Genomic DNA, 24,117 nt, shown 5'->3' on the forward strand with positions numbered 1-24,117 from the left:
TCACATCGATTGGCCCCTCAACCTCAAGGTAGAGCTCCACAGCCTCCTTAATCCTCTCCAAAAGCTCATCCAACGTTCTAGCCTGAGTATGGCAACCTGGAAGTTCAGGAACATACGCCACATAATAGCCATCCTCATCCTTCTCTATAACTACACCAAACCTCAACTTCACCATACACTATACACTCTAACAATGGAGATATTTTAAACTTATGAACTAAAATACTAATGGATAATAGAAGAGGCATTAACCTAAATCTTCAGAAAATAGTGAACCACTAACAACATATGTTAATTCTTCTCCTAAGGTTCGATTAAGTTTCCGTTAATCAGCAATCTCCATCAAGATTCATTTGCCAAATATCACTTAAATATGACGTATGGCTTCACATTTATCCTTTTCAGATAATTCTTTGAATTATGATTAGAGCATTCTTAATTTTATCTCTTATCTCACCTGACTATTTTAAAGAAGCTTAAGCCCCATTTCTATGAGGGTACAATGGTTATGTATATAAACTCATCTCCTTCATTAGCTCATCTACATCTAAAACTTCGATTGCTGTTACCTCGCCAGTTTCGCAGTCTCTGAATAGGAATACTGGTGTTTTTAGCTGAAGCGGTTCAACCTCCACTTCAGCTCCCTTAGGGTAGGAGAACCTCACGTGTAAAACGTTTCTAACTAGCGAAATCTCAACTACTTCCTCTGGAAGCTTTATCCCGTAGGCATCCTCCAACCCCTTTAGGAGGGATTTAACATTTAAGTCCAGTAAGGTCTTCACAGCCACCTCCTCGCTACAAACCTCTCATATGTTTTAGAGCTTATTAGATATGCTGTCTTAACTTCATTTTCAAATGCAACAATTATTAGCCACAGACCATCCACCTTCCTCAAGAAATACTTAATACTGGGGTTATAGGCATCAATATGCACTTCATTCGGGTTTGCAAGAGTTTCTTCAATAGATCTAACCTATTAATTCCAAGCACTCTACTGAGATCCATCTCATGCTTCCTGATGATGTGTTTGAGTACTTCCTCTGGGATGACGTATTCCACAGCATACCACTCTATCTCTCAATAGAGAAGTATAATGCCAGTTTTTCAAAATAAACTTATCCAACTTAAAAAATAATCATAGCCTTCCAATAATTTCATAAAACCCGCATGATAATTTCCTAACTTAAAAAGGGAACTATCAATTAAACTTAGATCATATCTAGAGTTTATAGATGCCATCTTACAGTTGCTTCATATGCGTCCAGTTAAATACTTAACCTATCTCTCATCTCTTAAGGAAGTCAACATGAATAAATAGTTGGAGACTATCAATTTAACTTATTACTTGTTTAAAATGTAGTGTTTAACAGTCTAAGCATCTTCTTGCCCAGAAGCTATCCACTATTTAAATTGACATTATTTTAACAGTTGCCTTAGTTTTCTCACAAACTTTTTCACGTCCTCGATATTTCCTTTGACCATTTCCGGAGGAAGCCAGTTTTCATAGAAATTCTGATGAAGCATTCCAGCAGACTGCCAGAGAGACCTTATCTCCTCATCCTTTGTTTCTCCGGTGATTCTGGCAACTTCCTTATGCAATTCCCCATGGCTTCTAAGCTCCCTCCCCTCCCTTGCTGCAAGAGCTTTCACAATTTGAGAAGCCGCCCTCCACGCTTTCTCCGATGCCTGAACGAGATCCCCCTTCTTTAAGAATTCTTCTGCTTCCATCATGTATTTCTCCGACAATTTTAAATGCATCTCAACCTTAACCTCCGGGTCGAGGGGCTCCCCAAATGCTTTTAATAAAGCCTCAACTATCAGCTCCTCCTCCGAAGCTCCAGTTCTTTCAGATTCCTCTTTAAGCCTTTCTTCAATCTTTTTAGGTAATGCTAGCTCCAAGGAGATTAAAATACCCACCATCATAAGAGGCTTCCACACTTTATAAATTTTCCTACATGAATCTTTTACATTATTCTCTCTCGAACATATTGGTGGTATTCCCTCATAATGTCTCTTGGAATTGGATTTTCAATATTCACATCTTTAACTTTCCCTGCCAGCTCTTCGTCTATCGTATATATCTTGTTTATTCCGAGATTCTTGGCTAACTCTATTAGATAGCAGTCCCACGAGGAAACATTTAACTCCGACGCTGAAAGTATAGCTTTTTCCACAATATCCTTAGGGAGATTCTCATAGAATGCTGGGGATTCAACGGATAGAGTTTTCAATAAAGCCTTTGCCACATTGACACTTTTAAGTTTCAGGTACCTCGTCATTATAATGTAGGCTCCCATATATGTGCTCACGGGGATTAAGATACGCCTTTTGAGTGTAAGTGCATCGAGCAATAGTTGAGCTGCATATTTTCGTGCAGGATTTCTGAAATGTGCGAGGACTATAATACCAACATCAACCAATGCTTCGAATTCCAATTTTGCGTAGCGCATACTCCCTGTCAACATACTTATCTTCACCCTCAACTTTCACAGTATCCAATTCTAAGCTTGGAGCAATCTCCTCCAACTCCGAAAAAGCTTTATGAATATCCTCCATGGAGAACTTCTCCAATATAATCCTATCCCCAACAACCCTACACACCATCTCCATCTCCCCCTCCACCCCAATAGCTCTCCTAACATCCTTTGGGAGAATTATTCGACCCTGCTTATCCACCTTAACAATTACCTCCACATTTAACACCATTTATTCCATAAAAAATGCCACATATAAACTTTGTTATAAGACCGTTTCTAATGCGTAATCTCGATAAATTCCTCTGGAAGCTTTATCCCGTAGGCATCCTCCAACCCCTTTAGGAGGGATTTAACATTTAAGTCCAGTAAGGTCTTCACAGCCACCTCCTCGCTACAAACCTCTCATATGTTTTAGAGCTTATTAGATATGCTGTCTTAACTTCATTTTCAAATGCAACAATTTGGAGAAGAGCGTTAGCTTTAAATACTTAATAAAACTCTCTAGCTAGGTATTTGAGAAGAGTATGGGTTTAACCAAGGTTAAAGTTGTCGTTAAGAGTCTTGAGACCGGTATCGGTAAAGAAGTTGAACTTATTGTTGATACAGGCTCTGTGTTTGCATGGATTAGCAGAAGTGTTCTTGAGGAGCTTGGTGTAAAGCCTAGGAGGGTGAGGCAATTTAAGACAATAGATGGAAGAGTTGTTACAAGGGAGATTGGGGTGGTGACTATAAAGTATGAGGACTATGAAGGTGATGTTGAAGTGGTGTTTGCAGAAAAAGGTGATGCACAAGTACTAGGTGTTACAACACTTGAAACTCTTGGGCTTGAGGTAGACCCAGTTACAGGAAAGTTAAAATATATTGGACATTTAGCACTTTAATCCTTTCCAGCGAGCGGATTACATCGCCCTTATACCTTCTTCACTTGACCGCCCATTTTGTAGTAATAAAGATGTACTGGAAAATATCGCGAAAAATACGCTAGTAGAGCATCTTAAGTGATGACAAGTTCCATAACCACGCGCAACTACTATGTAAAAGTTATGATTAAAATTTTCTGCTGTCAATAAACACATTGATTCTACGAAGTATGTTCATAAAAATACCTAAATTAATTTTCAATTTTAATTGATTAAACTCTTGCAATAGCTACAATCAAAGTCTACGTAATCTCTAAGGAGTTACTTAACGTCATTGACTTTAATGCGCCACACGCCTGAGGGCATGTGCAAGAGTTTACTCCATGTTTCGGGGACGTAGCAACTTAACATGTCACCTACATGATGGTTAAGGTTTAGAAGAAGAAAGTCTCGATTTTTCTCAGTTTACCTGTGTTCGTATCTGGGATGAACCCTGCAAGTTCTACCGTTGTAATTCCTATGATTATGGAGTCGTCAACGTCAAGTTTTCTTAAAGCCTTTTTAACTTCCTCACTAAGTCTTACGGCAAGAACCTTTTCATAATCTAATACCTCCTCCTCGATGCTCAGCTCCCTAACTATTGCTACCTCCCCCTCAAGCCTATGCCCAGTAGCACTCATCAACGTCCTTCTCTTGCCAGTATACATGACACCAACAGCATCGGCAACATCCCTATCTACAACGGTCATGGCGGCACCTGTGTCCACTAACGCAGCACCTTCTCTAGAGCCTTTGGAACCCCTCAATACGACCTTGGCCCTAACAATGCCCAAACTAACCACTAAGATAATGATGATTATTAAGGACTAATATCTCTTTCGGGAACGCGGCTTGAATGTAAATGTGTGGGGTTGGGTCAATCCAGCAGGGTTGGAACTCATGAGCGCACTGATGGTTGAGGCTGATGAAGACTGAGGTCTATATACGACAACGTAGACTAGAATCCGAGTTCTCAAAAACTCAACCCACCGCTTTAAATTTCAGCTTCCTAGAGTATACTTCTGGATCATATATTCTCCTACCATCCACAACTGCTGGAATCTTCATAAATCTTATGAAGTCTTCTGGTTTAATATTTTTGAATTCATCCCACTCAGTAACAATTATTGCACACTCCGAATCCTTCAAACACTCCTCAACACTACCAGCATACTCAACATCCCCACCAAAAATCTTTTTAGCATTATCTATGGCTTTTGGATCTAAACAACCACTTTACTCCAAGAACTCATTACCTATTTAAGCCTTCCATGGTGTGGGATATAAGACTCTCTCATCTGCTAGGGGTTTCCACCACCATTTATTCAAAATATACCACTCCACAGTTTCCCTCAAGGCTTCTTCAAAGTCATATTTAGGCTTCCAGCCATTTTAAATAAACTGGCTTCACAACTTCTCTCTTTTAGAGTCTATTATGTCAGGTTTAGCTTGACCTCATAACGTTAAACTTCTATCTTCGATGACTTCAATTCCTTCGTCTCTTACAATTAATAGTTTCCCCTCATAACTCTTAACTTCAGCCAACAATCTTTCTATTCCTCCAATCAACTTTTCAGCTTTTGGAGGATGTATGTGAAGGATTATTATACCATGGAATTGTTTTGGGGGATATAGAATTGTATTAGCAAAGTCATGATCTCTGGTCACTAAGATGTATCCCTTACTGAGGGCTAATGAAGCTAAATCCCTATTTCTCATTCCCTTCGACGAGTACTCAGCTATATGACCCTTAGATTCCAGAAAATCTTTAACCAGCTTTGGAACGTTTTCGTCAAGCAGGAACTTTAGCGTATTTAACGTAGTGCTCGCCTCTTATGATTTTAGCAGCCCACTCCAACGCCTCCCTAACCATATCCTCATTTAAACTGGGATAATAGTCCCTGATAATTTCCTCAATGGAAATTCCAGCGGCGAGCAGTTCAATTACATCACTAACCAGAATCCTCGTACCCCTAAAAATTGGCTTCCCATGACAAACATCATCATCAACAACTATATACCTACCAAACTCAAACCTCATAAAACCACACTAACACATATAAACAACCACGAATTAAAAACTTCCTGTAGATTTCTTCGAGAAAGTCCCCTTGCCTCTTCTCAAGGCCTGTCAAGAGTGGTTAGGTGTGTTATGGCGGGTAAAAGCTCCAAAAATCCCTAATACCCATTTCAGTCCACAACTTGACTCTTTTCAACAATTTCATCCTTCTTGATTCGTACTCCTCTTCCTTTATGGTATGCCATAGGATTAAGCACACGAAATTCGTGTAAACGCCAAATGCTCTTGGAGCCCACGTTTTTGCTCCATGCATGAACTTATTCCTCCACTGAGCAAGCACTTCTCGCCAGTTTCCTCCATACTCTCTCCAGACATTCTCGATGATCTTAATTAGGTCTTGTACGTCGCGATGAAGGTCATGCGGAACATGAGGCAAGACTTTTCCCTCGAAGACTTCCAACGTCCTTCCTAAAGTCGCTTTACCTCTCCTCTCCAACTCTTCTAGTTCTCTTCTGCTGTCTTCAGGACCGTACAACTTGATGTACATCTTGAGAAGGGCCTCGAGAGTAGCAGCTCCTACAGGTATCCCGATAACGAACTTGTTGTAAACGATGTGCTTAACATGCTCGTCAACGACCTCATCGATGACTTTGTTGAGGACTTGAGATTCACGAGTTAATGGCGTGTATTCCAACCTCGCTAGGCATATGTGAAATAGGAGGAAGAGGGGTTCTTTCACCATCTTGATGACCTGTGAGGAGGCTTCAAATTCTTTAAAGACCTCCGCACTCCAAGCCCAGTACTCGTAATGGTCTCGGTTCACTTGGATTTCGAGGGTTTTCGTCAAGTGCACCGCAAGCCTTCTTAGTATTGGCAAGGGAAATAGGGGTATCTCTGGAGGGATACTCGGGTTTTCTTTGTTAAGCACTTTAAGCCTCTCCACCAGCGTAGACTCGCGCTCTATTGGTGTAATGTTGTTCTCAAGGTAGGCATTTTCAAAGTCCTTAACATGAATATACTTCTTGCCCTCGGTCTTCCATCTCTCAACGTATTCATCGCATGTCTTAGCTACGAGCTCCTCAAGATTCACCATAGTCCACCACTATGCCCAGCAAACTTTTAAGCCTCTAATTAAATCCTATTGCTTTAAACTTCAACTTTCTGGAGTAGACTTCTGGATCATATATTCTCCTACCATCCACAACTGCTGGATTCCTCATAAATCTTATGAAATCCTCTGGTTTAAGCTTCCTAAATTCATCCCACTCAGTAACAATAATTGCACATTCCGAATTCTTCAAGCACTCTTCAACGCTATTAGCATATTTAACATCTCCACCAAAAATTCTCTTAGCATTATCCATGGCCTTTGGATCGTAAACAACCACTTTAGCCCCCTCCTCAACAAGCCTCCTAACAATCCTTATGGATACTGCATCCCTCACATCATCAGTTCCAGGTTTAAATGCCAATCCCAAAACCGAAACTCTCCTCCCACGAAAATCTCCAATGAGCTCCCTAGCCAATTCAACAACCCTATACGGTTGGCTTCTATTGACTTTCAACGTAGCCTCTACAAGCGGTAGCTCCACACAATTCTTAATGGCAAAATCCAATAGAGCTTCAAGATCCTTCCTAAAGCAGCTTCCACCCCAACCTGCACCAGCCTTAAGGAATAATGGGCCAATTCTTCTATAAAGACCAATTCCCCTAGCAACAATTCCATATGTGTATAATAATTATCAAACTATACAATCCCATCTTCCAATCTCAACATTTAAAACCATATCTTACAAGCCTTCTCCTCACAATCCCCTCAATAGATTCCTCCGGACTTTTAAGCCTGCTTAAACCTAAGAATTCAACGGCCTTCTTTATATTAACTTTAATCCTATTCTCATCATATTCATTGAATAAATGCTTCATCCTAATACAACATTATTCTACTTATAATTAATCCAATCTTAGCGCCAAACACCTGCCTTAAAAAGAGAATGTCTTGCTCATCAAACACATTCAAAAACCTTAAGGATAACATGTAGACCAATCCCCCTACAAATACATATAATGGCAATAGAAACTCACTATAATACACGTATTCAATAAGCAAGACTGCTAAAGCCATAATCACTGAGGATGAAAAGATTTTAAGTAATACATTTTTATCAAGTTTAATCTCCACAACTCTAGATAAAACGTACAATGATATTATGAAGCTTAAGAGCATCGATAAACCCTTCATTAAGGCGAGACCGTTCAAGCCGAAAAGCCATAGGAGGGGGATTGTTGATAGGCTTACAGCTACAGGTATAATGCTTAAGAGAAGTATGGTTACAGTCTTCCCATAGATGAGGAGGAGATTGCTAAATGCTGGCGAAATACTGTATACAAGTGCAAATATGGAGAGTATTGAGAGAACAGTATACCCACCCTCATACTCAATTCTTAAATCCGTAACCTAACCCATAATACCTAAAACCAAAAGCCTTAACTACACTTGGATCAAACACCCTCCTCACATCAATTATTATAAAACCTACCTCAACTTCATCCTTTAGCAATGGAAGTACATCTTCTCATCATAACTTTCAACTTATTACAACCTCAATTAAATAAAACGCATCACGATATCCACAATCCTCCTAGCAGCACAACCATCACCAAAAGGATTCTCACAAAATCTACCCCTAATCAAATCATAATTATCTTCAATGAATCTTACAGCTTGAATTATCCTATTGGCATCAGTTCCAACGAGGAAGTTTACTCCAGCCTCAACAGTTTCAACCCACTCAGTCCTATCCCTCAAAGTTACACATGGAGTTTTAGACCAGAAAGCCTCCTTCTGCAATCCACCAGAATCCGTCAAAACAAGCTTAGCATGTTTAAGCAATTTAAGCATATCAACATAACCCACAGGGTCAACAACCCTAACATTACCATGTTCCAAAGATATATTAAACTCCCTAATCCTATTAGCAGTCCTAGGATGAATTGGGAAAACTATTTCCACATTCGTCCTTCCAACACCTTCTAGAATACTCTTCAACCTCACTGGATCATCAACATTCTCAGCCCTATGAAGCGTCAACAAACCATACTCCCCATTCACAAGATTCAACCTCTCAAGAATATCCGATTTCTCAGCTTTATCCCTAAACCTCAGGAAGACATCATACATAGTATCGCCAGTCAAATATATCTCCCCAACAACAGACTCCTTTTCCAAATTCCTCTTACAATTCAATGTAGGTGCAAAGAGTAGCCTTGAACAGTGGTCTATAAGCCTCCTATTAACCTCCTCAGCCATACTCATATCATAACACCTAGCACCAGCCTCCACATGAGCCACAGGTATACCAAGCTTAACACTAGTCAAAGCCCCCGCTAAAGCCGAATTAGTATCCCCAGGAATCAAAACCAAAGCATACCTACCACCAACCAAATACTTCTCAAGCCTAAGCATAATCTCACCAGTCTGATAAGCATGAGAACCAGAACCCACCCCCAAATTAACCACAGGCTCAGGAAGACCAAACTCCTTAATAAAAACCTGAGAAAGCAAATAATCATAATGCTGACCAGTATGAATAACCTCCAAATCCAAACCACACCTCAAAGCCTCATAAACTATAGGAGCAGACTTAACAATCTGAGGCCTAGTACCAAATACAATAGCAACACTCAAACTCAACCCACCCAAATTAAAATAGATATTCTAAAGAGAATATTTAAAGGACAGTTTTCTATATCTCATCAGCTATATTTATAATACTAAAAACTAATTATATTCTTTACTTTTTTTATAATGGCGTTTAAATAGAAGCTATGACGGTATCTATTTCACGAAAAATCACTTGAGAATTCGATGAGGCCTTAAACTTACTAGCCGTAACATTACGCTTAATAAGCTTTTGAAGCCCATGTCCCTCGCAGAAAAATCACTATTAATAGCACTAATAACCTCACGTCTAACATCAACAGCCACCACTCTAAAACCAGCATCAGCAAACAAAGCTGCAGTTGGCAAACCAACATAACCAGAACCCAAAACCACCAAGCGTAAACTCCTATCCTGAATCGATTTAATGAGCCTCTTCATCAATAAGCTATTTTTATCACACTTTCCATATATCATACTTGCACTACTCCAATATTATGAGTTTTATAACATTTATAGTAACTTGTAAACTTCATCTTCTCACATGTAAAGCCGCACTCCTTTAATAACTTTAAACATTCATCAACCTTCCTCGAAAGCTCTAGGACAACGTATTCTGTGCGTGTGAGAGTTTGCTTTAAACCTTGAAGAACCTCATACTCTGCGCCCTCAACATCTATCTTTATAAGTTTGATCTTCGGTACATTCACTAGCACATCATCAAGTGGAATGGTGTCTACATCAACTTCAACTCCATTACGGAAGAAAGATGCGCATCCAAATTCACCAAACGCTATCTTCATCTTCAACTTACAGCAAGAATTCCATGCAGCCTTATCTATAACGGTAACGTTTCTCAGCCCATTCAATTTAATATTAAATTTCAATACCTCCACAGTTTGAGGCACTGGTTCAACAGCGAAAACTTTACCACCAGCACCAACAAGCTTAGATGCAAGGATCGTATAATATCCTATATTCGCTCCCACATCCACGAAAACATCCCCCGGCTTCAAGTTATCAACTATAAAGTCATGCACGTCATATTCACGCCTCGGCAATGCACAATAGAGATCCTCCGTACCACCCCTCCCGTAAACAAGGATTCCATATGGTTTTATTCCGTAGATTCCAGAAAATAGCATCTTCGGGTTATAAGCCCAACCAGATATCGAGTGGAAGAAGATATCGAAAAGAGCTGAAATGAAGAGATTTATCTGTCCCTTAAACGATAATCCTCGAAAAGATCTCAAGAATTCCCACCACAAAAAGATTCTGGAAGTAAGTTTTGAGAAGAAACCAGCTATAACCTGTAAAGGTTTCATGCTTGTCATATTAAAAAACTACTTTCTGCATATCCCATAAAGATCAAGACAACTATCTAGGTTTTTGTTTGAAAGCTTAAAGTCTTTAATCGAAATTTGTTTCATATTATTACTAACGTTCATTTTGCTTTTGCTGGTTTTGCTAGCTATAATTTTCATCATTTGAAGGAAAAAGTTTGGAATAAATCTCCTATTATACAAAATAGAGGGTTGAAAATGTATACAGAAAGAGGGTTTTGCTTAACTCTATAATACTCAATTAAGTATGCTTTCTCGGTTGCAAAGAGTCCAAAGACTTCAGACCTCTTAAATACCATTTTAAGAACTCTATTAAACTCTTTAGCATCATATTCCTTCCTATGATCTGGATTCCATGGTTTTGGAATGGAAGTAGCCTTAACTTCCTATTAGGTGTTGAAACAATAAATATGCCTCCATTTTTAAGAACACGCCTTATTTCTTGCAAGCCTCTCTTCTATGTGCTCTATAACTTGAAATGATGTCACAACATCAAAACAAGAATCTCTGAAAGGTAAGTTTAAGGCCGAGGCTACTAGAAAATGACTTCGACTATACTTATTATGAGCATAGCGAATTCCTTCTTTCCATATGTCTATTCCTATAACGAGATATGCCTTATTTGACAGTTCATCAGCACCATAACCAACACCACATCCCACATCCAAAACAAACCTATTTTCCGCAAAACGTGAAGCATATTTATATGCATAAAGATGCTTGAAATATTCAACAATCTCTTGTGGAGTCTTAGGCTTCTTAAAACCAACAAAAGAACCTTCACCTATCTTTCTTTCTAAAGTTGTCATAACATCCAAGTGGTTATTGTGGATATATTTTTTAATGCGTTTACCTCATTGTACACTCCTATTCAGATACCCTTTGAAATTACTTTCTCATAAACTTCAATAATTCTGTCTATTCTTTTTTCCACATCAAATTTTTCCTCCACAATTCTCCTTCCATTCATGCCCATCCGCTTAGCTTCATCAGGATGTTCAAGCAACCAAAGTATTTTTTCAGCTATTTCTTTATGATCCTTAGGTTTTACCAAGAATCCATTATAGCCGTCGATTATTTGATCAGGTATTCCTCCTACTTTAGTGCCAATTACTGGTTTGCCACACGCCAACGCCTCTGATACGACTAATCCAAATGCTTCTTGTAATGATGGGACAACTACTATATCGCTCATAGCATAATAATGTGGAACCTCGTTCTGGGGGATTTTGCCAGTAAAAATGGTTTTCTCCTTTATTCCAAGATCAATTGCTAGTCGCTTATGATACGGTCTTAACGAACCATCCCCTCCTATAACAAAAATCACATTATTCCTTTTTAATAAAGAGGCGGCTCTTAGCAAATATTCAATACCGTATTTAGGTTCATGCGCCCTTAACGTGAATATTACCTTAACATGATCACTTATTCCCCATTTTCTTTTTATGTACGAGCCATCTAAGCTTGGATTAAACCTCTTAATATCGACACCATTGGGTATCAAGTACACTTTCTCAGTATTTTCAACAATTTTGATGCTCTCATTAAAAGCTGCCCTACTAGCGGCTATTATAGCATCAGCTTCGTTTAAAACTTTTCTCACGATATTATCAAGCCTTAAGTCAAGTCTTATCCCGTACCCAATAGATGGTTCAACAAGTATGTCATACCCGTGTACAGTCACAACTAGTGGTTTACCTGTTCTTCTATTAGCTAATAGCCCAACCAGCCCTTCTGGATAGGCGAAATGGGCGTGAATTAAGTTAAGGTCATTTTTCTCCACCACTTTTACAACATTTGATGCGTAGAGGTTTTCCCAGTATAGGGCTGTGGGCTTCCTTATCAGAGATATTGGCGAATAGCATGTAATGTTTCTTGCCAAAAAGTTGAAAGCTTGAAAGTCATACCTCCTCCCTATCCCATGAAAGTGTATTCCATAGGACATAGATTCACCTTCTATCTTGGATCTTATTACATGGACTTCTATTCCCCTTTGAGCTAATCGATAGACTTCGTCGAATACGAAGGAATATGTAATGTCTTCTGGAGTTTTACCTATAGGCCCAGAAATCACTGCGATTGACAATTTCTTATTTATGTTAAATCCTGGTTCTGTCCTTCCCACGATACGTAATAAACACAAGTGTTATGAATATTGGCGCTAGCACGATGCTCCATAATGCCGCTTGAGGCAGGCTTGCGAGCTCGTCGTATGAAAGAAGTGGAGGGCTTCTTTCAAATACGCCTGATGCGTCGAATGAACTGGCCCAACTGTAGATATCGGATAAATACATTTTTAATGCTATGGTTCCATTAATTTTTAAATCCTGTCCCTGAGTTCTCGTCTCTGATGAATATAGCTCCTTGAAGTAGGCTGAGCCTTGAACACTTATGGTCGGTTCACGCGCGTACAAATCTATTTGCCCATAGCTTTTGATTGAAAGTATCTTGACATTGTCAAACTGAACGGTGGTTCCATCCTTGGTTGTCAAGACCACCGATACGGAGGAATCATTGAATGTTATGGTTACATCGTCTTTAAACTTTAGCTTCGAGTAAAAGTCCCTTCCTTCAGATAATGTTAGTTTTGATGATGAAATGGATACATTGCCATAGTTAAAGAGTCGCAATCCTGTTACATTAAAGATCGATGAAGTCTTGCCGCTATTATCCACAACCTTCACATTTTCAAAGTCCACTTTGATGAGGAAGAGGAGACTTGGAGTGTTAACATGAATATCTCCTGACATTTCAACTTCCTTGAATGTAGCTGTTAGCGGTGGAGGGACATACCTGAAGGGCTCAAGTTGTACTTCTGCAGGTTGTAGAAGCCTTCCGAGGAGGCTGTAAAAAGTTGCTTTTTCCTGCGTTTGCCCTATCGTTTCAACAATGGGATACAAGTTTACATACACTATTTCACCTGAACCAACCTCCTCCCTTACAGCATATGCTGAAAAACCACTTTGAGACTTATAGTTTGCGATTACTTCTACACCTCCATGTTTAGATGAGAAGGCTGGCACGGTCACCTTCGCAGGTAACGTTATGCTCTGCGAGGCTCCACCAACTTCGCGTGCTTCAATCGTAGAGTTATCACGTGCTAGCATCCTTTCAGCAAAATAGCCGTAGCCGTTTGTGTTGAGAACTATTAGACGCCCACCGCTTCTAACGTAATCCAAATAGTTGCTAACGTCACTCAATTGAAGGGACGTAAAGGTATCCGCCTTGAATGAAGTGAACAGAACCTTATAGAAGCGTGCGCTTCTTATTCCAAGCCTGCCGCCGCTTACCATGGTGTCCGCGGATAAACATTGTGTCCCGTTGACGTACAATAGAACTTTATCCCCTCTAACTGAAAGCGTTAAGTTGTAGGAGTTGCCGAATTGCCACTTTAAGCCTGTATTCAACCCCGGCCATGGAGGATAATTTATTACGTTACCATCTGTGCAGGATGAAATATAAGCGTATATCACCCCACTGCTATCAAATAGCAGTCCTGCATACTTATAATTTTTCTCATTTTCCCAATCAAATATTATTGAAACGTAGTTGGCCACTTTAGTATCTCCCTCCAACGGATTAAAGCTTAAGCTGGCAGTAAAGTTCTGTGCTGAGATGGGGCTTAAGATTACGGCGTCCTGATATTCTGCTTGCTCACCAGCCTGAAGCCCTCTGCCTACATACTCCCATGTACCGGAGACCGGTTTCCAACCTGACTCGCTTGAGAAGTCGTCCTTGAAGCTCTCCTTGAGGGTGTTGTTTGATGGGGGGTCGAAGGATAATATTACAGTATTGTATGTTAACGCTTTAGGGTCTAGGTCGTAAACGACTGTATAGTTATATCCTCCTAAGGAGAGAATATCGTATGCGTAAAGCCACCCTTCCCTAGAGTCTATGAAGCCATCGAAGGGTATTATCAAGGCCGTGTTCGAATTCGGCTGGGGGAACGATACGCTTGAAACATTATATATCGTTACTTCACTATTCCTGTAAACGGTTGGCAACATCGGTATAAGGTGTCTAGCGAGCCAGCTCCCCCCATACCTGTTCAGTATGTCGAAATCCCTTTTATGCAAGTAGAGGTAGGCGTGAGATAGATTGTGGGCTTTCATGCATAGAAGTGGCATTGCTGGATTCTTTGCCGTGTAAATGATCTGCATTCCAGTTGGCTCGTATGGTGAGGTGGAGAATGAGAGGATCTCATACGAGTATCCGGTTAAGGTTATAGTGTAAGCATACTTGTCCTTATTTATGGTGTTCGCTAGAAAGTTTACGGCATCAAATTCTTCTCGGCTAGGCTTGGAGGCCGAAACAGTATTCCAATATTCCACTACAACGAACATGGATTGAAGCCCGTAGATTGTGATGAGGCAAACTATTGTCGCTGTAACCAATGTTTTCTTAATGCCATTCCAATGAACCCTTATAACCTCAAAGAGTTTGACGAAAGCTATTGGGGCGATTACGGCTGATGCTAAGAAGTAGTAGGCTGTGAAACGCTTCTCCCAGTAGCCTGTATCGAAAAAGTTAACGTTGACAAATGTTAATGTCTTGCCGAAGACGAACGAGAATACTATAAGAGCTACAAAAATCATCACCCTCCTCTCCCCAGAATTTTGAAGCAAAATGTAGAGGCTGGCCATCATAAGTAAGCCTGTAACGCCTAGGAAGATCGGATAGATGAACCACGGTATTGAGCCTACATCCACGACCATCCAAGTGTGGAAAGATGGTATTCCCGCCACCCAAGCAATAAAACCTAATACGTAGGCAAATGAGATAATGTAATAAATTACCGTAGCAAGCGATTTAACAGCAAACCTGGACAAAAACCTTCTCACCTTATCTTGAGCAAACCTCCTATATATGCACATGAAGGTGAGGACGAAGGTGGGGAGAAGGAGAGTTGTGCTTGTTGAGAAGCCTAGAGGCCTACCGAATACGTACTGCAACGTCAAATAAAATATGTCTAAAAATGCGAATCCGAACAGGGACGATCTGAGGGCTTCATCGATCCTAAGCCATTCACCCTTCGAAAAGAACGCGTAAAAGCTTATGAAAAGCGAGAATATTATTGCCTCCGTTATATGAACCATGAAACTGGCTATTGTGAGCAGCGAAAAGAGAGCCATGAAACCTTTTTCGCTTACATTAGATTTTTTAAGAAGCGCTAGTTGCACGATCAAGATCGTAAATGACATAGACAGAGGCACAAACCATAGAAATGGCTGGGCAAGATACATGGCCCCATTATAGGCCTTATCGTTAACCATATTAAGTAGGCTCAAAGTAGACCCCTGAACACCCTCAAGCTTCAGTTTCGCCAAGTATATCCAAGCGAAGCCTGAAAATGTAGAATAAAATATTGTAGATATTGCTGGAAGACGTGAATCGATACCTTCCATGTAATTTTTAGCCATAGTATAGAACGTTATTGGCATCATAAGGTTTAACAGCACAAGCATCGTCTGAACAACTGTTACTGGAGCATTTGAGAGAACGATGAATGCCGACTCGTGTAAGTGTGCTAAAAAGTATGGAAACGCTGAGTAGAGTTCTGGAGTTCTCCATAAAACTATGCTGCAGGCATAATGCCGCGAGATGTCGGTGCCAGGTAGTAATGCAAAGCCAGGATATATGAAGTAAAAGGAGATGGCGTAGAATGCTGTAGATAGTAGGAGGGCTAATATGTCTATCCTTCTTGCAAACGAGCCTTTAGTGAAGGCTTTAGTGAAGGTTAGAGGATGCCGCCAATGCTTCAACGCAGAAAACATACCTAATACGACGTAGCTGAGTAAGATCGTTGTTTCCCGAAGGCTTACATCTATGGGTAGAAGAACGAGGACTAATAGCCCAGTATATACATAGCTGAGAATATACGAAAAGAGTATACCCTCAAGCCTTGTAAAGTGACGGATAAGCCCAGACGCATTTAGTAGCGCATATCCCGGAAGTAGGGATGTGCAAAGTAAAGCTAATACCACCTGCATTATCCCTCCATTTATATTCATGAAAATCGAGATGATGAGGATCGCTGAAGAAGAAATCAGCAGGGAATCGATGATAAGCCCCCAGTTTAATTGCGCATTACATGGAAAGCTTACTCTTACCTTTATTTCATATTTGTCAATTATAAGGTATAGAAGTATTATCGTGAAGATTTCGAAGAGAAAGAGCGGATACTTTATCCATGAGTCTATTAACCATAATGTGAATAGCGAGAAAGCTACAGCTAGCGCCGTAACTATTGTTAAATTCCCCACTAAAGGAAATTGCTTACCCATTGCTCATACATCTCTCAACCAGCTTGAGGAATTCGTCAGCAATCTTATTTCTATCAAACTTCTTCTCTATAAGCATTCTAGCCCTCCTCCCCATAGCGCTCCTCAATTGTGCATTTCGATAGATCCATAAAATTGCCTCCGAAAGCCTCTCATCATTCATCGGTGGCGTAGTTAAACCTACTTCATGCTTCTTTATTATGCTGGCTAGCAAAGAGTCGTCATAAACGGTAGCTATGACTGGGATGCCGCATGCACAATACTCATAGAACTTTGCCGAAACGGAGTTTTTCCATAAAGGATTATCATCATATGGAACTATACCCACATCGCCTGCTGATATTATTTGGGCAAGTTCAACTTTGTCATTTTTTACGCCCAAATAGATTACATTATCTTTTAAACCGAAATCCTCAGCCAAACTCAGTATATTAGATACCTCTCCAGAACCAACTATCAACAATTTCATTTTGTTTCGAACTGCATTATTAAGCCTTGCGAGTGCTCTAACAACTACGTCAAGCCTATAGTATCCTCCAACACTTCCCTCATAGACGATGACAAACTCGTCGTCCATAAGTCCAAGTCGCCTTCTAACAATATCCTTCTCGTAAGGCTTGAAGACATTTACGTCAGCACCGTTCGGCACGACCTCTACTTTCCTTACACCTCTTAGCTTGAGGCTACAAGCAATGGGATAAGTGACTGCGACGACCAGATCGCCCTTATTGTAGAGGTTTGTCATTAAAGCCTTAAGCAACTTATAAACTTCTCTAAAAACCTTTGACTGAGCTTTACAGATCATATAATCCTCCCACTCATCCCTCACGTCAAACACAATCTTTGCATGAGTAAGCTTCGATGCAAAGTATGCGCCGACTGCGGGCTCACCGCTAGGCAAAGATGCTATGATGATCTTAGGCTTTAGGACTAAGAATATTATAGGCAACAAAACTATCGACGAAAGAACGTTAATCATCAAGGCAAGCACACTTTCAATACAGAAGGTTGGAATAACATTATATATTGGTATTTTCTTCCAGCTTTTAAAACCAGCCATTTTCAAACTTTTTGGAGAGAATGCTCCAATAACAGTCACATTTAATCCCTTCTCTTTAAAACTCTTTGCAAAAAAGCTTACCCTAGTCCAGCCTGCACCAGGGAGAGGATTAGGGGAGCCTAGAACAAATAAAATTCTTAATATTTTCACTACGAGAAACCTTTCATCCTAATGATTCGCAAGCTAGTTAGATAATCCTCAAAATATTATAGTCTCATATAAACGCTCAGAAATAATTAATGAATTTCTATTAACTATTTCTGCTTTTTTGCTTTATCCTTTCTTTTGCCAAATTAGCTCGAAGTATTTTCTCTGCGCTTCACTTTAGCTAGGACTATTATGTTATGAGCTAAAGATGGTAAATTAGTGACAGGTATCCAAGAAAATGGGTCATAATGTGATTGAGCGCCTTTTGCTGTGATTATTTCGAAGCCGTATAATTCCAACAAATGTTTAAGTGCTCTCAAAGTGTAGAGATTTTTGTGACAATAATCCGTTATATATGATTTCTTGGCAACTTTGCGCATGCCCACCAAATAGTATTTCGAAGGCTCAGTATATGCTGGTTGATAACCAAAGAGTAGCATAATTCGGTTCAGCCAAGATGCAAGATTAGGTGTAGTTACTAAAAAGTAGCCTGCAGACTTCAAAATTCTCTGAACTTCCATTAAGAGGTGATCACCATAAGGAAGATGTTCTATAACTTCAACTGCGGTGACAAGATCGAAATATTCCGGTGGGAAAGGCAGTTTCTTTTGGCCAAGTTCTTCTAAATTAAATTTTAAGCCTCTGATTGGGGGTGGAAGACTTCCAAGACATTTCTCATCTATATCAATACCATATACTTCCTGAGCGCCGACTATTTCAGTGATTCTAATAGTAAATGTACCATTACCACAACCTATATCTAAGTAGCGTGAATTCTATGACTTTTAATGGTTGCAATAATCTCATCTCTAAGTAAGCTTTTCCTAGGTAGTCTGAAGAAAATCATACAAGTCTATGTGAGAAATAATTGATTGACGTATTTATTCTTCATTCATAAAAATAGCAAAGCATTTAAAGGTTTTATTAAATGTCTTAAATTATTTATTCTGCTTAATATCATCTGGTTCAATACCTGAAATATGTGTTGCCACATATCTGCATAGGGCACTAATCTTGGCAGTTCTATCATAAGAAATTCTGAATGCATATACGTTGGAAGGAAGAGTATATTCACAAGTTTCTTTCACAGGGATAATGTCAAAGATTTTGTATCGCTCATCACCTTTAAATTTAACCTCTACTTTCAGATTTCCTGGCATTTTTGATTTCAAATTTATCACTTTTTTATATAGAGGGCAAACTATGCCAATAGAATACGTATCCTCTTTCACCTCAATATTATTCCAAATGCCATATGTTGACATGAAATAATCTGTTATCTCTTTTTCAAGCGGAATTAATACTAATCCTACTGATCCTTTATTTAATTTATCAAAAGCGCCATAATACAGATAAATTCTATCTTGAGCGATTATCGGAGTAGGATCGCTTACGCTTTTTTCATCAAAATTACCTATACAAGGACTGAAGATGGGATTTCTAGGATCTCTTTTCCAGTTTTTCAAATCGAGACTATAGGCAATACCTATCTTCCAATTAAGACTTCCAAATTTTTCATTTCCTTCATAAAATAGTACGTACGTATCGTTAAACTTGGTGATATACATTGGAAATATTTCTCCTTCTTCCCAAGTATTAGATATAGGTTTTAATATGGGATTCTCATCAAATTTTCTCCATGTTATTCCATCCATACTTATAGCTAAACCAATTAGGCCATATTTACTACCATATACGCCTATAAATTTGTCGGTCGAACGGTCATACATTACTCTGAATGTATAAACACCTTCTTCATCAAAGGCTCCTGCATTACCTGGTGTTAAAATAGGGTTACTCGCATATTTACTCCACATAAGCCCATCAGAAGAATAAGCGTAATTAACGTATCCTTTCCCCTTCTTGAACACACCATACCACATCCTATAATCCTTAGATCCCATTTTCAAAACGCAGCACTTCCATAGTGCTTCTTCATTTTTATCTGGCTTTAAAATTGGATTGTCTCTATATTTTACAAAAAGCCTCCCGTTTAAAGAATATGCCACGCCAATTCCCCCCCACCTGATTCGAGGACCATTATAATAAATGAGAATTTTTTCTTCATTTTTTACAACAAAATTACTATGTATATTTCTTCCTTCCCATGTTAAAATTCCTGAAGGTCTCAGAATAGGTTCTGTAAATCGAATGGGAGGGAAAAGTTTAGGAAATATCTTGTTTGGTAGATCGCATTTCATTTTCCATTTTCTTAAAAACGAATAATCCTAAAGCATATTTATCTTCTGATGGATTAACCTTTGCCGCTTCTTGCTCATCGCATTTAATCCAAACGTTATTTTCATTCTTTTTATAAAATTCTTCAGCAATTAACTCAAAATTTTTATACAAATATTTTAGTAGTGCACTATTTTTGCCATAAACTCTGTGAAGAGGCTTTATTACTTTCTCAACTCCATACGGAATTCCTATAATTAATAAACCATTAGGTTTCAAAAGAGCTTTAGCTTTTCTGACAGCCAATAAATCTCCACCTTCTACTTCTGTAGAACCATATCTACCTTTTAATCCTATATGTTCAAGTACATAACACATAACTATTACGTCGTAGGTATTGTCAAATTTGGCCGTTAAAAAGTCTTCACATCTATATTTTATGCTATCGTAGTAAAGTGGGCTGGGGCGAATATCTATACCTTCAACATTAAACCCGATTTCTTTGATTATTGTAGTTAATGGCGAACCGCAACAACCAACATCAAGAACCTTTTTACCTTTTTCAAGTCTAATTAGGTGTCTTATAACAAAGGCGTATAAAATGGCAGTATCACCAAAAAGTGGGTTAGCCAACGGATTAGTTTCTGATATTAACATTAATTTTAAGAGAAATTTGCGAACTAATTTTGTTAGGTGATTTAACAAACTATGCGATATCTTCATGATTTTAAGATCTTGAAATATAATTCAATAATTTGATTTGCTATATTTTCTATGGAATATTGCATTGCATGCTTGCGTATAGTTTCTGAGTTCCAATGTTTATCCAAAGCTTCCATTATCGCGTTGGATAGTGCTTTCGGGTTTCGTGGGGGAATTAGAAATCCAATTTCGTTAGTCGATATTATATCTGGTATTCCACCTACATTAGATGCTATTACGGGTTTTCCACAAGCTATTGCTTCAAGTATACTTGATGGTACACCTTCATCAATACTTGGAAGAATAAATATGTCAGAAGCATTTAACCACAAAGGAATCTCTTTATGCGTTTTTTCGCCAACCATTAACACTTTTTGCTTCAATTTTAACTTATCTATCTCTTTAAGAAGGAAATTTTTAAGAGGACCTGAACCCACAATCACTAATAAAACATCCTCTTCCTTGCTTGTTATAGAAGCCATTGCTTCTAATAGGTAAATGTGTCCTTTTACTTTAGTTAAATTACCTACAGTTAGTAGTATTTTTTTATTAGAAGGAAGGTTCAGTAGTGATCTACATTTATTTTGCGGTAGAGGTCTAAAAAGTCTTGTATCAACTGGATTAGGAATTACAGATATTTTGTCAATCGAATATCCTAGTGATAGTAAAGTTTTTGCTTCTTTGTTGCTAATAGCGATTATGTGATCCGCATATTTAAGAGCATATTTGGTCACGAAATATTCATATCTTCCTTTAAATGGGAAATCATAAACATCTGAACCATGTGTAGTTATTATCAACGGTATGTTGTATCTTTCTTTGAGTCTTGCCCCCATATATCCATAGTCTAATCTATGTGCATGTATTAAGTTTACTTTCAAATTAGATTTGCTTACTTTTTGTAGTAGACTTTTGGAAAAAAATTCTGGTGCTTTTTTCTTTACAAAATTTAAAGGAAGTATTAATGATTTTGGGTAATAAAATCGGACATTAGTATTATGGAACTCAGTAATATCTGAATATGCATACGAAATCCAAAGATATTTTTCGCGAATACTTTGAATATTTAGAAGGTTTTTAGGGAAAAATGGTTGGGGGATCGCTACGTAAATTGAATAAAGATAATTTCTAATTGCTAAGACTTCATCTTTTATAGGTGTAAAGAAATTTGGGGTAATGATAAGTAAATTTTTATCTCTTAAATTAATGAGAGTCATACTCATTTAATGCATCTTTTATACTTTTAATAACCGTTTTTAATCTATTTATATGGTATTACTTGTCTAAAAATTAGTTTTGTCAATGAATCAAACTTAGCATTAAAAGCTAATCGACGCCTTTTGGGAGTTGCGTAAAGCTCTAAAATATCCTTTACTCCATAAATCTTGTGGACAAATATTAAAGTATAGTAAAATACTTTCATCATGGAATATTTATAATGATTCATTTTAACTCCATATTTCTTCTTAATGTGAATGGTTTCTCCCTTCAACTTATTTCTTCCACTTAAACTTTTTGTAGCTTTATGTCTCCTCCATGCAATTAGTGGTTTGTTTATATAATAGAAAATTATTCCATCTTTAGCCATCCTTAGACACTGATCGTAATCAATAGCATAATTGAGACTGACGTCAAGTTTATATTTAGAAACTATATCCTTTCGGTAAAATACACATGGTGCAAAATGACCTATAAGTAAAATTTCAAAGTTTAACTTAGGAGGAGCATATTGAATTTTCAATATATGGTTTTCTTCATCTATTATGGCCATGTGACCGTAAACTACACTAGCTATTGGTTGCCGAATAAATGCTTTAACGACTTCGTATATTACATCTTTAGTGAAAAGCACATCATCAGCATTAAGCCAAACAACTATTTCCCCTGAGGCAAGATCGAACCCCCTATTAACTGTAATTGCTTGCCCTTCGTTCTTCTTTGAAAACCACTTTAAATTATATAAACTCTCATATTTCTGTAGAATCTGAGGAGTCCCGTCGGTTGAACCATCATCAATAATAATGTGCTCTATATATGGATATGTTTGATTCATCACACTCTTAATGGTATCTTCAATAAACCTTTCTGCATTATATGCAGGTGTAACTATCGAAACTAAAGGCAATTTTTCTCTTGAATTGCGGCCTGTAACACAAGATATCTCCATCTTTTACTCGTCCAAATTAAGGTTATTATATCAACTATTCAATAATCTTTGGCAAAGTCTCAACAATTTTTCTTCCATTAAATTCCAGTTGTATTTTTCTTCAAACGCTTTTCTTCCATTAGCACCCATTTTCTTTCTAACCTCGGGATGAGAGGCAAGATATTGCAATGCTTTTTTTACACTTTTGTAATTATATTCTACAACTAGTCCGCAGCCTGTTTCCTCAACAATTCCTTTACAAACATTTGTTATTACAGGAACGCCCAACATCATGGCTTCAAATAGTTTATTAGGATTAGCAACACGATTTATCGGTATCTTCGGGTCGTATAATATGGGAATTGCATCAGCCATTCCCTGCAATTCTAAAGCCTTACTGTACTCTAACATGCCTATATACTGAATATTAGGATTTTGAAGGAGTTGCCTTATGTCCTGCATAATTCTTCCAGCCAAGATCAAACGAGTACCCTTCACCTCTCTTATTGCATGAGCAAGTAAAAGCAATCCTCTATCGTAACATATTATTCCAGCATAAACTAGGGTAAACACATCATTTACATGTAAATGAGATAAGTTTTTTTGGATTTTTCCTAGCATATCTTCAGGGCAGTTCATAATTACCTCGCTATACTTAGGCTTGTATCTACCAAAGGTAGCTAGTCGTTCTTTAGAAACAGTTATTAACGCATCAGCCTTGGAACTTAACATATTCTCGAGCATATCCGCAAACGTATAAATTACATGATAGTTAGATGGTATAAACGCCATGGCATACTTGTCAAAACTATCAAATACTAATTTGGCTGGAAATAGAATCCTAAAGACATAACTTGGTATCAATGTATCTAAGTTACAAGAATAAACGATTCGAGGCCTATAAATAATCAAATTAATAAGTACCCACACCCAAAATAAAGGATAGTAAAAAACAAGCCATATTTTTCCATAAGGTGCTTTTAATCTGAGGTGTTTAACAGCAATTTTACCGTTATACCAAAATAAGTCATTATTTGCTTCACGATCCCAGCCTAAGGCTATTATCCTATACTTTTTGGACAAGCATCTAAGAATCTTTTCAACGCGTGGATCACCTATAGCTGGAATTGGATTGGACCTGATTACAGCAATATCGAAATGTAATTTTGAAGTCATATTTTTTAATTATTTACGAGATTTTTA

Annotated in this window: 27 protein-coding genes and 2 pseudogenes; 2 read left to right on the forward strand and 27 right to left on the reverse strand. The window is 38.3% G+C overall.

Annotation, left to right across the window (positions count from 1 at the left end):
- The 5 genes from MRT15_RS12525 to MRT15_RS02610 all read right to left on the reverse strand — a co-directional run.
- Positions 1-175, reverse strand: a 175-nt coding sequence (locus MRT15_RS12525) for a type II toxin-antitoxin system HicB family antitoxin (RefSeq protein WP_369684938.1), incomplete at its 3' end; no start/stop codon positions are given.
- A gap of 331 nt (positions 176-506) precedes the next feature.
- Positions 507-782: a hypothetical protein gene (locus MRT15_RS02595; RefSeq protein ID WP_304327642.1), complete on the reverse strand. Its 276-nt coding sequence runs from the start codon at positions 780-782 to the stop codon at positions 507-509.
- Positions 783-1,416: 634 nt separating this feature from the next.
- Complete coding sequence (locus MRT15_RS02600) at positions 1,417-1,923, reverse strand: PaREP1 family protein (RefSeq protein ID WP_304327643.1); 507 nt, start codon at positions 1,921-1,923, stop codon at positions 1,417-1,419.
- Positions 1,924-1,964: 41 nt separating this feature from the next.
- A complete protein-coding gene (locus tag MRT15_RS02605) occupies positions 1,965-2,465 on the reverse strand; it encodes a type II toxin-antitoxin system VapC family toxin (protein WP_304327645.1) in 501 nt (166 codons plus the stop codon).
- Complete coding sequence (locus tag MRT15_RS02610) at positions 2,413-2,694, reverse strand: hypothetical protein (protein WP_304327647.1); 282 nt, start codon at positions 2,692-2,694, stop codon at positions 2,413-2,415. The genes MRT15_RS02605 and MRT15_RS02610 overlap by 53 nt, the downstream gene beginning before the upstream one ends.
- A 307-nt stretch (positions 2,695-3,001) precedes the next feature.
- On the opposite strand from MRT15_RS02610, the gene MRT15_RS02615 reads away from it, so the two are divergent.
- The gene (locus tag MRT15_RS02615; RefSeq protein WP_304327649.1) at positions 3,002-3,358 is read left to right on the forward strand and encodes an aspartyl protease family protein; all 357 of its coding nucleotides are present in this window, start codon (positions 3,002-3,004) and stop codon (positions 3,356-3,358) included.
- A 413-nt stretch (positions 3,359-3,771) separates the two neighbouring features.
- On the opposite strand, the gene MRT15_RS02620 is transcribed toward MRT15_RS02615, so the two are convergent.
- The 16 genes and pseudogenes from MRT15_RS02620 to MRT15_RS02695 all read right to left on the reverse strand — a co-directional run bounded on the left by MRT15_RS02620 (position 3,772) and on the right by MRT15_RS02695 (position 17,582).
- Entirely contained in the window at positions 3,772-4,179 is a 408-nt protein-coding gene (locus MRT15_RS02620) for a retroviral-like aspartic protease family protein (protein WP_304327651.1), read from the reverse strand.
- Between the two features lie 178 nt (positions 4,180-4,357).
- Positions 4,358-4,591 (reverse strand): annotated as a pseudogene (locus MRT15_RS02625) (UDP binding domain-containing protein); the annotation flags it as partial.
- Positions 4,592-4,831: 240 nt separating this feature from the next.
- A complete protein-coding gene (locus MRT15_RS02630; RefSeq protein ID WP_369684939.1) occupies positions 4,832-5,176 on the reverse strand; it encodes a DUF5615 family PIN-like protein in 345 nt (114 codons plus the stop codon).
- Positions 5,169-5,417 (reverse strand): DUF433 domain-containing protein, encoded by a 249-nt coding sequence (locus MRT15_RS02635; protein WP_304327653.1) that lies wholly within the window; start codon positions 5,415-5,417, stop codon positions 5,169-5,171. Before MRT15_RS02635 ends, MRT15_RS02630 begins: the two co-directional genes overlap by 8 nt.
- A 109-nt stretch (positions 5,418-5,526) precedes the next feature.
- Positions 5,527-6,486 (reverse strand): hypothetical protein, encoded by a 960-nt coding sequence (locus MRT15_RS02640; protein ID WP_304327655.1) that lies wholly within the window; start codon positions 6,484-6,486, stop codon positions 5,527-5,529.
- 37 nt (positions 6,487-6,523) lie between these two features.
- On the reverse strand, positions 6,524-7,117 hold the full coding sequence (locus MRT15_RS02645) for a UDP binding domain-containing protein (protein WP_369684940.1): 594 nt from the start codon (positions 7,115-7,117) through the stop codon (positions 6,524-6,526).
- Positions 7,118-7,166: 49 nt separating this feature from the next.
- Positions 7,167-7,322: a hypothetical protein gene (locus MRT15_RS02650; RefSeq protein WP_304327657.1), complete on the reverse strand. Its 156-nt coding sequence runs from the start codon at positions 7,320-7,322 to the stop codon at positions 7,167-7,169.
- Position 7,323: 1 nt separating this feature from the next.
- Positions 7,324-7,839 carry a polysaccharide biosynthesis C-terminal domain-containing protein gene (locus MRT15_RS02655; RefSeq protein ID WP_369684941.1) on the reverse strand — a complete coding sequence of 172 codons (516 nt, stop codon included), beginning with the start codon at positions 7,837-7,839 and terminating at the stop codon, positions 7,324-7,326.
- Positions 7,835-7,957, reverse strand: a complete 123-nt coding sequence (locus tag MRT15_RS02660) for a hypothetical protein (protein WP_304327659.1) — start codon at positions 7,955-7,957, stop codon at positions 7,835-7,837. The genes MRT15_RS02655 and MRT15_RS02660 overlap by 5 nt, the downstream gene beginning before the upstream one ends.
- Positions 7,958-8,004: 47 nt before the next feature.
- Entirely contained in the window at positions 8,005-9,084 is a 1,080-nt protein-coding gene (gene wecB, locus MRT15_RS02665; RefSeq protein WP_304327661.1) for a non-hydrolyzing UDP-N-acetylglucosamine 2-epimerase, read from the reverse strand.
- A 165-nt stretch (positions 9,085-9,249) separates the two neighbouring features.
- Positions 9,250-9,534: a 3-hydroxyacyl-CoA dehydrogenase NAD-binding domain-containing protein gene (locus MRT15_RS02670; protein WP_304327663.1), complete on the reverse strand. Its 285-nt coding sequence runs from the start codon at positions 9,532-9,534 to the stop codon at positions 9,250-9,252.
- On the reverse strand, positions 9,531-10,310 hold the full coding sequence (locus MRT15_RS02675) for an FkbM family methyltransferase (RefSeq protein WP_304327665.1): 780 nt from the start codon (positions 10,308-10,310) through the stop codon (positions 9,531-9,533). The genes MRT15_RS02670 and MRT15_RS02675 overlap by 4 nt, the downstream gene beginning before the upstream one ends.
- A 512-nt stretch (positions 10,311-10,822) precedes the next feature.
- Positions 10,823-11,209, reverse strand: a complete 387-nt coding sequence (locus MRT15_RS02680) for a class I SAM-dependent methyltransferase (RefSeq protein ID WP_304327666.1) — start codon at positions 11,207-11,209, stop codon at positions 10,823-10,825.
- Positions 11,210-11,271: 62 nt separating this feature from the next.
- Positions 11,272-12,525 (reverse strand): glycosyltransferase, encoded by a 1,254-nt coding sequence (locus tag MRT15_RS02685; RefSeq protein ID WP_304327668.1) that lies wholly within the window; start codon positions 12,523-12,525, stop codon positions 11,272-11,274.
- Positions 12,500-16,684 (reverse strand): hypothetical protein, encoded by a 4,185-nt coding sequence (locus MRT15_RS02690; protein ID WP_304327670.1) that lies wholly within the window; start codon positions 16,682-16,684, stop codon positions 12,500-12,502. Before MRT15_RS02690 ends, MRT15_RS02685 begins: the two co-directional genes overlap by 26 nt.
- Positions 16,677-17,582, reverse strand: coding sequence for a glycosyltransferase family 4 protein (locus tag MRT15_RS02695; protein WP_304327672.1), 906 nt, complete (start codon positions 17,580-17,582; stop codon positions 16,677-16,679). The genes MRT15_RS02690 and MRT15_RS02695 overlap by 8 nt, the downstream gene beginning before the upstream one ends.
- A gap of 7 nt (positions 17,583-17,589) precedes the next feature.
- On the opposite strand from MRT15_RS02695, the gene MRT15_RS02700 reads away from it, so the two are divergent.
- Positions 17,590-17,913, forward strand: coding sequence for a hypothetical protein (locus tag MRT15_RS02700; RefSeq protein WP_304327674.1), 324 nt, complete (start codon positions 17,590-17,592; stop codon positions 17,911-17,913).
- 121 nt (positions 17,914-18,034) lie between these two features.
- On the opposite strand, the pseudogene MRT15_RS02705 reads toward MRT15_RS02700, so the two are convergent.
- From MRT15_RS02705 to MRT15_RS02730, 6 genes and pseudogenes are all read right to left on the reverse strand, one after another.
- Positions 18,035-18,649, reverse strand: a pseudogene (locus tag MRT15_RS02705) (class I SAM-dependent methyltransferase); the annotation flags it as partial.
- Between the two features lie 177 nt (positions 18,650-18,826).
- Positions 18,827-20,089, reverse strand: coding sequence for a hypothetical protein (locus MRT15_RS02710; protein WP_304327676.1), 1,263 nt, complete (start codon positions 20,087-20,089; stop codon positions 18,827-18,829).
- The gene (locus MRT15_RS02715; protein WP_304327678.1) at positions 20,055-20,789 is read right to left on the reverse strand and encodes a bifunctional 2-polyprenyl-6-hydroxyphenol methylase/3-demethylubiquinol 3-O-methyltransferase UbiG; all 735 of its coding nucleotides are present in this window, start codon (positions 20,787-20,789) and stop codon (positions 20,055-20,057) included. Before MRT15_RS02715 ends, MRT15_RS02710 begins: the two co-directional genes overlap by 35 nt.
- Positions 20,786-21,991 (reverse strand): glycosyltransferase, encoded by a 1,206-nt coding sequence (locus tag MRT15_RS02720; RefSeq protein WP_304327680.1) that lies wholly within the window; start codon positions 21,989-21,991, stop codon positions 20,786-20,788. The genes MRT15_RS02715 and MRT15_RS02720 overlap by 4 nt, the downstream gene beginning before the upstream one ends.
- 38 nt (positions 21,992-22,029) lie before the next feature.
- The gene (locus tag MRT15_RS02725; RefSeq protein WP_304327682.1) at positions 22,030-22,935 is read right to left on the reverse strand and encodes a glycosyltransferase family 2 protein; all 906 of its coding nucleotides are present in this window, start codon (positions 22,933-22,935) and stop codon (positions 22,030-22,032) included.
- Between the two features lie 30 nt (positions 22,936-22,965).
- The gene (locus tag MRT15_RS02730) at positions 22,966-23,997 is read right to left on the reverse strand and encodes a glycosyltransferase (protein ID WP_304327684.1); all 1,032 of its coding nucleotides are present in this window, start codon (positions 23,995-23,997) and stop codon (positions 22,966-22,968) included.
- Between the last annotated feature and the right edge of the window lie 120 nt (positions 23,998-24,117).

This window comes from Candidatus Culexarchaeum yellowstonense, assembly GCF_024707025.1.
Classification (GTDB): domain Archaea; phylum Thermoproteota; class Methanomethylicia; order Culexarchaeales; family Culexarchaeaceae; genus Culexarchaeum.

Bases quoted from the DNA above. Each gene is read 5' to 3' on its own strand.
- MRT15_RS02650 (WP_304327657.1), bottom strand. From the start codon at position 7,322: ATGAAGCATTTATTCAATGAATATGATGAGAATAGGATTAAAGTTAAT.
- MRT15_RS02615 (WP_304327649.1), top strand. From the start codon at position 3,002: ATGGGTTTAACCAAGGTTAAAGTTGTCGTTAAGAGTCTTGAGACCGGT.
- MRT15_RS02605 (WP_304327645.1), bottom strand. From the start codon at position 2,465: ATGTTGACAGGGAGTATGCGCTACGCAAAATTGGAATTCGAAGCATTG.
- MRT15_RS02670 (WP_304327663.1), bottom strand. From the start codon at position 9,534: ATGATATATGGAAAGTGTGATAAAAATAGCTTATTGATGAAGAGGCTC.
- MRT15_RS02725 (WP_304327682.1), bottom strand. From the start codon at position 22,935: ATGGAGATATCTTGTGTTACAGGCCGCAATTCAAGAGAAAAATTGCCT.
- MRT15_RS02680 (WP_304327666.1), bottom strand. From the start codon at position 11,209: ATGACAACTTTAGAAAGAAAGATAGGTGAAGGTTCTTTTGTTGGTTTT.
- MRT15_RS02635 (WP_304327653.1), bottom strand. From the start codon at position 5,417: ATGAGGTTTGAGTTTGGTAGGTATATAGTTGTTGATGATGATGTTTGT.
- MRT15_RS02720 (WP_304327680.1), bottom strand. From the start codon at position 21,991: ATGAGTATGACTCTCATTAATTTAAGAGATAAAAATTTACTTATCATT.
- MRT15_RS02710 (WP_304327676.1), bottom strand. From the start codon at position 20,089: ATGAAATGCGATCTACCAAACAAGATATTTCCTAAACTTTTCCCTCCC.
- MRT15_RS02700 (WP_304327674.1), top strand. From the start codon at position 17,590: ATGATGATCTTAGGCTTTAGGACTAAGAATATTATAGGCAACAAAACT.
- MRT15_RS02600 (WP_304327643.1), bottom strand. From the start codon at position 1,923: ATGATGGTGGGTATTTTAATCTCCTTGGAGCTAGCATTACCTAAAAAG.
- MRT15_RS02715 (WP_304327678.1), bottom strand. From the start codon at position 20,789: ATGAAGATATCGCATAGTTTGTTAAATCACCTAACAAAATTAGTTCGC.
- MRT15_RS02690 (WP_304327670.1), bottom strand. From the start codon at position 16,684: ATGGGTAAGCAATTTCCTTTAGTGGGGAATTTAACAATAGTTACGGCG.